Genomic DNA, 10,388 nt, shown 5'->3' on the forward strand with positions numbered 1-10,388 from the left:
AACCAGGATGCCCTTGGGGTCCCTGAGCAAAGCGCCTTTCATAAAGAGCAAAGCGCAATAGTCCTTAAAGCCATGGATCAAAACGACGTTTCCGCCATTAAGGTCATAGCAAGCTTGACCCCATTTCAGCTCTTCGTTGAGTCCGGACGCAAGGCAGAGTTGGCGGAGCGCAGCAAATTCAGCGCTCCAGCGTTTCTCCTTGCCGTGGATCTTACTGACCAGTGGATTCATTGTCCGACAACAATCGGTCCGCACCAAAAGACCGCCAAGATTGGCCAGGAGATGTCCATCTGCTTATGGGTGCGCAACTCCGGAAAGCTGACATATCGTGATTCAGTCGCGGCAGATACCCCCCGTCCACGATCACGACGTCATATTCATCGATCGGATTTAGCCCCGCGCCCGCGATGACGCACGGCGGCGGGCAATGATCTCGGACAGTCGTGTGCGGGTCGCCGGATCGCGCCAGACCAACACCGCCGTCGCGATCAGCCCGCCATGCAGCAGTAGCGTGCCGAGGAAGATATGCGCGAGCCCCCAGATCAGTCCCGGCCCGGCCCAGGTGGCAGCCGCCGCGAGGGCGTAACCGCCCCACCTCGTCGCGGAAATGGGCGCGCCGAGCCGCCACAGTACAGCCGCGGTGGCCGCGCCCGCGAAGAATAGCTTCAGCGCCGCCATGGCGCGCAGCAGGTTTGCCCAATCCCCTCCGGCGCTAGCGATCACCCGCACCGTGGTGGCGCTGTCGGTCACGAGCATTCCGCCGGCTGTGGCGAGCGCGATGACGGCAAGCAGCAGTGTCTTCGCGATGAACGGTGTCTCAAAGCCGTCTCGCGAAGGGAACCGGGCCGATGGGGTCTGCGCGCGAATGACTGCAGCAAAGCTCAAGGGCGCCTCCTTCGAACGGCGCGAAGCGTGCGCCGTCAGCGGCTCTATTGGACAAGGCCGTCGCCGCGTGTCGGCTTTCGCCTGATAATATAGTCTTGCGATCTTTTCAGCCAGCATTCGCGTGTTCGGGAACGGACTTTTGATTGAGCGACTCACTGAGCGATGCTGGCCGGAATCAGATTGGCGCTCTCAAGCGCCCGCCAGGGCAGAGCACTGATAGCCGCTTCGCTGACCGTCGCTGAAATTCGTCGGGGCGTTCTTGAAAGGCCCAAAGGCAAGAAGCGCGACCAGCTTGAATCATGGTTTTCGGGATCCGAAGGGCCCCAGGCCCTCTTCGCCGGCCGTATCTTGTCATTTGACGAGAAGGCCGGCTTGATCTGGGCACGTCTGATGGCAGAGGGAAAGGCGAAAGGCCGCCCTCGCAGTGGTCTCGACGCTATCATCGCCGCAGTCGCCGAAGCGAATGATTGCACTGTCGTCACTGAAAATGAAAAGGATTTTGAAGGCATCGAGATCGTCAACCCGTTGCGGGGGGCCGTATGACGCCAGCATGACGCCAGCGATCTCGAAACCCCCACGCTCATTTTCTCGCGGATGCCTCCGAAATTGTTACCATCGCACGGTCTGATCGAGCGCATCCCCAAAACTCGCCAAACGGCCTGCGAACCGCCGTGTTTTACACCAGACTTTACGGCCGAACGCTCCGTCCTGGATTCGCCATCATTTCCGCGGCCCGCGCCAATCCAGACCTCCTCATGGCCCGATCAATCCGCGCCGCGGAAAGCTGCCTTGGACAAATGGTACGACCATGCCAAAATCGCAGCCTAAAAACTTGACCCAACTGATCCATCATCCTGTCAGTCAAGGACCCTAGCCGCCGGCAGGCATCAGAAGGAGATCCTCATGGCTGAGCATACGTCCGCCAACAGCGCGTCCGTTGTCCTGACGAACCTGGGCAAGGTGCTCCCCGATCTTGAACCGCTCTATAAGGACATTCACGCCCATCCCGAATTGTCGATGCACGAGACGCGAACGGCGGGCATCGCGGCCGACAGGCTCCGGAAAGCTGGTTACGAGGTGACGACTGGGGTGGGCAAGACGGGTGTGGTTGGACTGCTCCGCAACGGCGATGGGCCAACAGTGATGCTGCGCGCCGACATGGATGCGCTGCCGATCGCCGAGAACACCGGTCTTGCTTATGCCAGCAAGGTCTCGGCGCAGGATGCTGAAGGGAACGCTGTGCCGGTGGGCCATATGTGCGGCCATGACATGCATGTCGCCTGGCTGGTCGGTGCGGCGACACTGCTGTCGCAGGCGCGCGACGCCTGGAAGGGCACCTTGATGGCCGTTTTCCAACCCGGCGAGGAAACCGCGCAAGGCGCCCAAGCTATGATCGACGACGGCCTGCTCAAACGCTTCCCCACACCCGATGTCGTGCTTGGCCAGCATGTCATGGTCGGCCCCGCCGGCACTGTCGCCGGCAGCGCCGGACCGATCACTTCCGCCGCGGACAGTCTGCAAATCCGTCTGTTCGGACGTGGTGCGCATGGCTCCATGCCGCAGGCAAGCATCGATCCCGTCGTCATGGCGGCATCCGTCGTTCTGCGGCTCCAGACCATCGTGTCCCGCGAGGTTGCCGCAAACGACGCGGCGGTTGTTACGGTCGGCGTGTTGCAGGCCGGCACGAAGGAGAACGTCATTCCCGACGAAGCCGTCATCAAGCTCAACGTGCGGACATTCGATGCCGGCGTGCGCAAGCATGTGCTTGCCGCGATCGAACGGATCGTCAATGCCGAGGCCGAAGCCTCGGGGGCCCCGCGCAAACCGGAGATCACACCGCTCGACCGCTACCCGCTCAACGTGAATGACGAAACCGCAAGCAATCGCATCGCCGCTGCGTTTCGCGGCTATTTTTCCGCCGATCGGGTGAAGCACACAGGACCCGCGCCGGCCAGCGAGGATTTCGGCTGCTTCGGCACCGCATGGCAGGTGCCATCGGTGTTCTGGTTCGTGGGCGGCAATGATCCCAAGATCTATGCCGAGGCCAAGGCGGCGGGCAAACTGAATGAACTGCCGGTCAATCACAGCCCACAATTTGCGCCGGTCCTGCACCCCACCCTGGAAACCGGCGTCGAGGCGCTGGTCGTCGGCGCGCTGGCATGGCTTGGCGCAACCTGACGTCGAAGGCTACCGTGGGAGTGCATTGTGGAAATACGCGACGCCTTTGCGGCTTGCGTATCGGATTTGTCCCGGTGCGGCTTCGTGCTGTCGGTTCGATGCGTTAAGCTTTCGCGGGCGGAGCCGTCATGATCACTATTGAAACTTTCGTGCATATTCTTGACTTGGGGGGCACCTTCGTTTTCGCGATCAGTGGGGCCGTTGCCGCGGTCAATCGCCGCCTCGACATTTTCGGCATCCTCGTCCTGTCCTTCGTGACGGGAAATTTTGGCGGGATCACCCGCGACGTGTTGATCGGCGCGGTCCCTCCGGCTGCCCTGACCGACGGCCGATATCTACTGGTTTCTGTCCTGGCCGGGCTTATTACTTTCTTTTGGTATGCCGGCGTCGACAGGCTGCGCAGCCCCGTGCTCCTGTTCGACGCGGTAGGACTGTCATTCTTCGCCGTCGCCGGTGCGCAAAAGGCGATCACGTTCGGGTTGAGCCCAGCAATGGCCGCTCTCCTGGGCATGTTGACCGGCATCGGCGGCGGCATGACGCGCGACGTTCTCCTCACGGACATCCCACAGGTGCTGCGGTCCGATCTTTACGCCGTTGCAGCGCTGATCGGCGCATCCATTGTCGTCATCGGCCATATGCTCGGTTTTTCCTACGGGGCCTCGGCTCTGGCCGGAGGGGCTTTCTGCTTCGCCCTTCGCTTCATGGCGATCCGACACGGCTGGCATTTGCCTGTCGCCCAACTGTCCGCGCAAGGACGCGCGGGAATAGACCCTTCGAACGATAAAAAATCGCACTGAAGTTGTCGTTCACAGGCAGTCTGAAATGAGCCGACTTGCTGACCTGCGGCCTACCGTCAACACCTTTGGATCGCATGTCAGACTGCAATGCGGCATCCGAAATTCCTAGACTCCAACTACCCACGGATATACGTTATCGACAACGTATATCCAACCGAAAGTATAGGCATGCAGGTCGCTATCGCGTCAGGCGATACGGCGAAGGCGGATCGGGCCGAGGCGGCTATCGCGGTTGGCGGGGCGATCAGCGTGCAGGTTCTCGATGAACTGGCCGACGTCGCGCGTCGAAAGATGAAAATGTCATGGCCCGACACGCGTGCGCTGCTAACCATGTTGAGCGGCCTGCTGACGGTTCATCCTCTCACGATCGAGACCCACGAAACCGGATTGGAGCTCGCCGGGCGGTATGGCTTTTCCACCTACGATGCCATGATAGCTGCCTCGGCGCTTCACGCCGGCTGCGACACCCTGTGGTCGGAAGACATGCAGCACGGCATGATCCTCGACGAGGGGCTGCGGATTGTCGATCCGTTTCGGGAGGTGGTGTGATGTGGCGCGTGACCAACCGGTTCTGTCGGTCGTAAGGGAGTACGGGCTAAAGGGACAGGATCACGATGGCGTTTGGGGTTTTCATCCACCGTTCCGATTCGATCTATGATGACCGCCCTGCAGAACGCTATCAGTTCCCCGCCCAATATCTCGGCCGCGTCAAAGGGTGCGTTGGCGATTGGGTGATTTACTACGAACCCAGGAAAGTTCTGGGAACCCGCGGTTATTTCGCGGTAGCCAAGGTCCGTGAAGTTCTGCCTGATCCGGGCGTGCCAAATATGCACCTTGCCCTGATCGAGCCGGGTAGTTACCTGGATTTTCCCAACCCTGTTCCATTCAGTGAAGCTGGCGGTGTAATCGAGCGGGGCTTGTTGAACGACGACGGCCGGATTTCCGGACGCGCGCAATCGGCAGTCCGACCGATCTCACCTGCAGACTTCCATCGAATAGTCGAACTTGGTCTGGCGGAAGACAAGGCGTCATCACCGCGAGGTGACATGCACTCCTCCATCCCCGGATTCCGCGAGGATGGAACGCCTTTCCAGTACGAGCAGGAGCGCGATCGCGTCAGCTCTTTGATGTCCCGCGTCCTTCGGGACCGAGTGTTCCGCCGCGTGGTATTGCAGGCCTATGACTCGCGCTGTGCCGTCACCGGGCTCAGGCTCATCAATGGCGGTGGCAGAGCCGAAGTCGAAGCAGCCCATATTCGGCCGGTCGAGGCGAATGGACCGGATATCGTTAGCAACGGCTTGGCCCTTTCAGGAACGGCGCACTGGATGTTCGACCGCGGGCTGATCAGCGTAGCGGACGATTTGCAGATTCTGATCTCACGGCATGTTAATGACGCCGACAGCGTGCGCGGCATGATAAACAAGAGCGGACGCATCCTGCGGCCCAATAGCAATAGGTTGTCTGATCGACCTCATCCTTATTTCCTAAGCTGGCATCGCGACAACCGCTTCAAGGCATGATTACTATATTTATATTCAAAACGATCCTATAATTAATGAATAGTCCCTCCCCCTACTCCCACTCGATCGTCCCCGGCGGCTTGCTCGTCACGTCATAGACCACGCGGTTGACGCCCTTGACCTCGTTGATGATCCGCGTCGCGGTCTCGCCCAAAAATTTCATCTCGAACGGATAAAAGTCCGCGGTCATGCCGTCGGTCGAGGTCACCGCGCGCAGGCCGACGACATATTCGTAGGTCCGGCCGTCACCCATCACGCCGACGGTTTTTACCGGCAACAAGACCGCAAAGGCCTGCCAGATCTTATCGTAGAGGCCGGCTTTACGGATCTGATCGATATAGACGGCATCAGCATCGCGCAGGATGTGGAGCTTTTCCGGCGTGATCTCGCCGGGGCAGCGGATCGCGAGGCCTGGGCCAGGGAACGGATGCCGCCCGACAAAAATCTCCGGCAGGCCGAGTTCGCGGCCCAATACGCGCACTTCGTCCTTGAACAGTTCGCGCAAGGGTTCGACCAGCTTCATGTTCATGAGCGCGGGCAGCCCGCCGACATTGTGGTGCGACTTGATCGTGACCGAGGGACCGCCGGTAAAAGAGACGCTCTCGATCACATCGGGGTAGAGCGTTCCTTGCGCCAAAAACTCGGCGCCGCCGATCTTTTTCGCTTCCGCGTCGAACACGTCGATGAACAGGCGGCCGATGGTCTTGCGCTTTTGTTCGGGGTCGCTGACCCCGGCCAGTTCGCCCAGAAATTGTTTGGACGCATCAACATGTACCAGCGGAATGTTGTAGTGGTGGCGGAACAGGTCGACCACGCTCTCGGCCTCGTTCAGCCGCAACAAACCGTGATCGACGAACACGCAAGTGAGCTGCTCGGCGATGGCCTCGTGGATCAGGACCGCGGCGACCGCGGAATCGACGCCACCGGACAGGCCGCAGATCACCCTGCCCGCGCCTACCTGCTTGCGGATTTTCTCGATCGCCTCCGCGCGGAAGGCGCGCATGGTCCAGTCGCCGGCTAAACCGGCAACCTTACGGACAAAGTTGCGGATCAGTTTTGCCCCATCCGGAGTATGCACGACCTCGGGGTGGAACATCAGCCCGTAATACTTCCGCCCCTCGTCCTGGATCACCGCGAACGGCGCATTGGCGGAAACGCCGGCGACGACGAAGCCAGGCGGCATCTCCGTGATGCGGTCGCCATGGCTCATCCAGACCGCATGGCGCTCGCCCACCGACCATGTCGCATCGAACAGCCGGCTTGTGGCCTTGACCTCGAGATCGGCGCGGCCGAATTCCCTGGCATGGCCGCCTTCGACGGTACCGCCGAGTTGGGCGGCCATGGTCATCTGGCCGTAGCAGATGCCGAGCACGGGAACCCCGGAGTCGAAGATCGCCTCCGGCGCGCGCGGCGAGCCCTCTTCATGGACCGATTCCGGGCCACCGGAGAGAATGACCGCCTTAGGCTTCATCTCAAGAAATGCCGCTTCCGCCTTCTGGAACGGCACGATTTCGGAATAGACGCCCTCCTCGCGCACCCGGCGCGCGATCAATTGCGTCACCTGGCTGCCGAAATCGACGATCAGGATCTTGTCATGCGCCGAGGCCACCGAAGGCGTCTGGTCGCGGGCGGGCTCTTGTGCTGTCATGGCAAGCAATTACGTTACCCGTGACAGGCCCGCAATGCCGGAAATTGGCTTGTAAGCGGCAAATTTATGCCTTTTGCCGCATTAGCACCGAGACGAAAAACCCGTCGGTTCCGGTGCGGCGCGGCGTCATCAGAAGCCCCTCCGGCGATTGCAGCGTGGCCGCGCAAAACTTCGCGGCCTTGTCCCCCAGCACCGTCACGGTCTGCGCTGCCGGCACGACGGCGAACTCGGGATATCGCCCGACAAAGCCTCGGATCTGCTCGCCGTTTTCCGGCGGCAGCACCGAGCAGGTGATGTAGGCGATCCGCCCGCCGGGTTTCGCCAGGGCGGCGGCGCGGTCGAGCACCGTCGCCTGGTCCTTCAGCCGCAGCTCCAGCGCGCCGGGGCGCATCCGCCATTTGGCGTCGGGATTGCGCCTCCAGGTGCCGGTTCCGGTGCAGGGCGCGTCGATCAGCACCAGGTCGGCGGAGCCCTTGATGTCGCTGAGCGTATCGCCCTCGCCCTTGGGGGTGCGGATATCGGCATTGTGGACGCCGGCACGCGACAGCCGCTCGTGGATCGGCGCCAGCTGCCGCTTGTCCTGGTCGGTCGCGATCAGCCGGCCTTTTCCTCCCATCATCGCGGCCAGCGCCAGCGTCTTGCCGCCGGCGCCGGCGCAGAGATCGATCACCTGCTCGCCGGGTTTTGCCGCTGACAACAGGGCTGCGAGCTGCGAGCCCTCGTCCTGCACCTCGATCGAACCCTTGATAAAATCCTCCTCGGCATGAATGCCGGGATTGCGGGCATCGGCGCCGAGCGCGATGCGCAGCCCGAGCGGTGACCACGGCGTCGGCTTGACAGCGAGATGCGCCAGCGAAGACAGCATCTTTTCGCGCTTGGCTTTCAGCGTATTGACGCGCAAATCGAGCGGCGCCCGGCTCGCCATCGCGGTCGCCTCGGCGACGCGGTCATCGCCGAATACCTGCGCGAGATAGGCATCGAGCCATTCCGGGTAATCGCCCGCAATCGGCGCGGGAGCCTCCGCCAGCGTCCGCTGGCCGAGCGCGCCACGCTCGTGCGCCGTCAGCGGCTCCGGCGCAAAACGGCCGCCGTCGCACAGCGCGGCGATCGTCTCGACATCGAGGTCACGCTCAAGCTTCAACATGCCCAGCGCCCGTGCCCGCGGCGTATCGGCCTCCATGATCCAGGCGCTCGAGGCATAGCGGCGCAGCACGTCCCAGATCAGGCCGGAGATCGCGGCGCGATCGCCGGAGCCGGCATAGCGGTGCGCGGTGCCCCACTCCTTCAGTGCCTTCGCCGCCGGGACGCGTTGCGCCTCGATGGTGCCGATCAGTTCGATGGCCGCGGACAGCCGGGCAGCGGGGGTCATTTTAAGGCCTTCAGTTTCGAGATTGGCGGCCGCGTGCTCAGATCAGAAGCAGGATCTTCAGCGCGAAGTAGACCCACATGGCCAACAGCACCAGCACGCCGGCGAACCACGCCAGAGAGCGTTGATTGAGATCGTTCGTGGTCACAAAAAACCCGGCATGAACCAGGCGGGTAACCACGAAAACCCACGACAGCAGCACCAGCACGAAGTCGGCGTGCCGCAAGGGCAGTGCCAGCGCGATCAGGGCATAGAACAGGACCGGCAGCTCGAACTGGTTGCGATAGCAATTGCCGATCTGGGTGGCCCGAACAGGCCAGTTCGGCTGTCCCAGCGCGATGTCCCTGATTTTTGTCTGCTTGCTGACAAGCGCTTGCCGGCGCGCCCCGGCCATCCCAAGCAACAGGGCGAAGGTGAGGCCCACCATGACGAACACCGGCAGCAAAACCATTTGAACCGACATTGGAAAATCTCCCGAGGACATGAGCGCGCGCCCCGCTATAGCGACCGCGCTTCGCCCTGACAATCGATCCGTCCCGGCGTTGAACCACAATCGCCGTTCCGGCGACCAACACTCATCATAGTTCAAATCATTTCGATCGCGGGGCCGCTCTTATCGCCACCCACGAGATGCCGCCATGAATTTCACCTCCCCACTGCTGATGGGCGCCGCGCATGCAGCCGATCTGCCCGGCAACTCCGTGGCCGCGTTGATCAAAATGATGGCCGAAAACGCCGGCCTGTTCGCGGACGACGGCCCGGACGGCTGGCAGGGCATGCTGACGTCCGCACTGGCCGGCGTCGCCGCCGCGCTCGCGGTGGCGATCACCCTCACCGTCTATTTCCGGCGCAGATACCGCAGCACGCGCGATATCGTCAGGCACGGCCTCGCCGCCGCGCTCGCGCTCGGGCTATCCGCCTTCGTGGCCTATGACATGCGGCATGCGGCGCTGGCTTATCTCGGCATCAACCCGACAAAACCCGCGGTCGAGTTTGAAATCCGGCTGCCCAAGGCGGCCGTCACCGCGCTCGCCGACAGCCAGATCGAACTGCACACCGACCGCAACCAGACGCTTGCCAAGGTGCAAAGCGCGCTCCCTTCCGAAACCGACGGCCTTAGCGTGCTCAGGGGTTCGGTGCCGCTGGACTATCGCACCGCGGAACGCGTCGTGATCCTCAATCTGCCCGGACAGGCGAGTTGCGAGTTCAAGCTGCGGCTCGCGGCGAGCCCCAGTCACTCCGATCAGTTCGGGCCGTGGCATCTGGCGGATCGCGTCGTCTCCCCGACCGGAAGCGAAAAAACCCGCGCCGAACAGAATGACGCTTTTGCGATCCGCTATCGGGTACTTTAGCCACGAACATTCGTCCTCACCCCCTCCATCGGGTCGCGCCTCCGGGCGTCCGGCAGGCTGAAGCCTCTCGACTCCGTCATTTCCGTTCGGCAATATCGGGCATCAGGTTTTGCGGATCGTGACGCCTGTCGCGGTGCGTCATTTCAAATGTATCGTTTTGAATTTCATTGTTGCAGTTCGTACGAAAGGCATTTGCATGCCCGAATTTCGCCTGACCCAGATTTCCGATACCCATCTGGCCCGCCGCCTCTCTGCTCTGACCGCCAACTTTCACCGGGTCAGCGAATACATCGATGCCAAGCGCCCCGATCTTGTCGTCAATAGCGGCGATCTCACATTCGACGCCCCGACCAATCGCGACGACCTCGACTTTGCGGGCTCGCTGCACGCAGCGCTTCCCGTTCCCTGCCGCTACTTGCCCGGCAATCACGACATCGGCGACAACCCGACTGCAGTTGGGCCGCCACCGCCGCAACCCGCCACCGAACAGGGCCGACAGACATTTCTATCGGTCTTCGGCGAAGACCGCTTTAGATTTGAGGCCGCTGGCTGGTGCTTCGTCGGCCTCAATTCGCTGGTCATGAACACCGGGCTTGCCTGCGAAACCGAGCAGTTCGACTGGCTCGCTTCGCAGCTCGCGAG

General features: G+C 62.0%; 12 protein-coding genes. 7 read left to right on the forward strand and 5 right to left on the reverse strand.

The features are described 5' to 3' along the window. Both ABSG20_RS20195 and ABSG20_RS20200 read right to left on the reverse strand, forming a co-directional pair. Positions 1-231, reverse strand: a 231-nt coding sequence (locus ABSG20_RS20195; RefSeq protein ID WP_423866281.1) for a DUF1801 domain-containing protein, incomplete at its 3' end; no start/stop codon positions are given. Positions 232-390: 159 nt separating this feature from the next. Next, complete coding sequence (locus tag ABSG20_RS20200) at positions 391-885, reverse strand: hypothetical protein (RefSeq protein ID WP_423866282.1); 495 nt, start codon at positions 883-885, stop codon at positions 391-393. Positions 886-1,047: 162 nt separating this feature from the next. On the opposite strand from ABSG20_RS20200, the gene ABSG20_RS20205 reads away from it, so the two are divergent. The 5 genes from ABSG20_RS20205 to ABSG20_RS20225 all read left to right on the forward strand — a co-directional run bounded on the left by ABSG20_RS20205 (position 1,048) and on the right by ABSG20_RS20225 (position 5,380). Further along, the gene (locus tag ABSG20_RS20205; RefSeq protein ID WP_423866283.1) at positions 1,048-1,428 is read left to right on the forward strand and encodes a PIN domain-containing protein; all 381 of its coding nucleotides are present in this window, start codon (positions 1,048-1,050) and stop codon (positions 1,426-1,428) included. Positions 1,429-1,788: 360 nt separating this feature from the next. Beyond that, entirely contained in the window at positions 1,789-3,063 is a 1,275-nt protein-coding gene (locus ABSG20_RS20210) for a M20 family metallopeptidase (RefSeq protein ID WP_423866284.1), read from the forward strand. Between the two features lie 128 nt (positions 3,064-3,191). Continuing rightward, a complete protein-coding gene (locus ABSG20_RS20215; protein ID WP_423866285.1) occupies positions 3,192-3,860 on the forward strand; it encodes a trimeric intracellular cation channel family protein in 669 nt (222 codons plus the stop codon). Positions 3,861-4,028: 168 nt separating this feature from the next. After that, the gene (locus ABSG20_RS20220; RefSeq protein ID WP_423866286.1) at positions 4,029-4,409 is read left to right on the forward strand and encodes a PIN domain-containing protein; all 381 of its coding nucleotides are present in this window, start codon (positions 4,029-4,031) and stop codon (positions 4,407-4,409) included. Between the two features lie 65 nt (positions 4,410-4,474). After that, positions 4,475-5,380 carry an HNH endonuclease gene (locus ABSG20_RS20225; RefSeq protein ID WP_423866287.1) on the forward strand — a complete coding sequence of 302 codons (906 nt, stop codon included), beginning with the start codon at positions 4,475-4,477 and terminating at the stop codon, positions 5,378-5,380. 52 nt (positions 5,381-5,432) lie between these two features. On the opposite strand, the gene guaA is transcribed toward ABSG20_RS20225, so the two are convergent. The 3 genes from guaA to ABSG20_RS20240 all read right to left on the reverse strand — a co-directional run bounded on the left by guaA (position 5,433) and on the right by ABSG20_RS20240 (position 8,857). Then, complete coding sequence (gene guaA, locus ABSG20_RS20230; protein ID WP_423866288.1) at positions 5,433-7,028, reverse strand: glutamine-hydrolyzing GMP synthase; 1,596 nt, start codon at positions 7,026-7,028, stop codon at positions 5,433-5,435. Positions 7,029-7,092: 64 nt separating this feature from the next. Further along, the gene (locus ABSG20_RS20235) at positions 7,093-8,397 is read right to left on the reverse strand and encodes an RsmB/NOP family class I SAM-dependent RNA methyltransferase (protein ID WP_423866289.1); all 1,305 of its coding nucleotides are present in this window, start codon (positions 8,395-8,397) and stop codon (positions 7,093-7,095) included. A 37-nt stretch (positions 8,398-8,434) separates the two neighbouring features. Further along, complete coding sequence (locus ABSG20_RS20240) at positions 8,435-8,857, reverse strand: MAPEG family protein (protein ID WP_423866290.1); 423 nt, start codon at positions 8,855-8,857, stop codon at positions 8,435-8,437. A 175-nt stretch (positions 8,858-9,032) separates the two neighbouring features. Between ABSG20_RS20240 and ABSG20_RS20245 the strand changes: the two genes are divergently transcribed. Both ABSG20_RS20245 and ABSG20_RS20250 read left to right on the forward strand, forming a co-directional pair. Continuing rightward, positions 9,033-9,746, forward strand: a complete 714-nt coding sequence (locus tag ABSG20_RS20245) for an acriflavin resistance protein (RefSeq protein ID WP_423866291.1) — start codon at positions 9,033-9,035, stop codon at positions 9,744-9,746. A gap of 196 nt (positions 9,747-9,942) precedes the next feature. Then, positions 9,943-10,388, forward strand: a 446-nt coding sequence (locus tag ABSG20_RS20250; RefSeq protein WP_423866292.1) for a metallophosphoesterase family protein, incomplete at its 3' end; no start/stop codon positions are given.

Origin of the sequence: Bradyrhizobium sp. (assembly GCF_049512235.1) — a bacterium.
GTDB lineage: Bacteria > Pseudomonadota > Alphaproteobacteria > Rhizobiales > Xanthobacteraceae > Bradyrhizobium.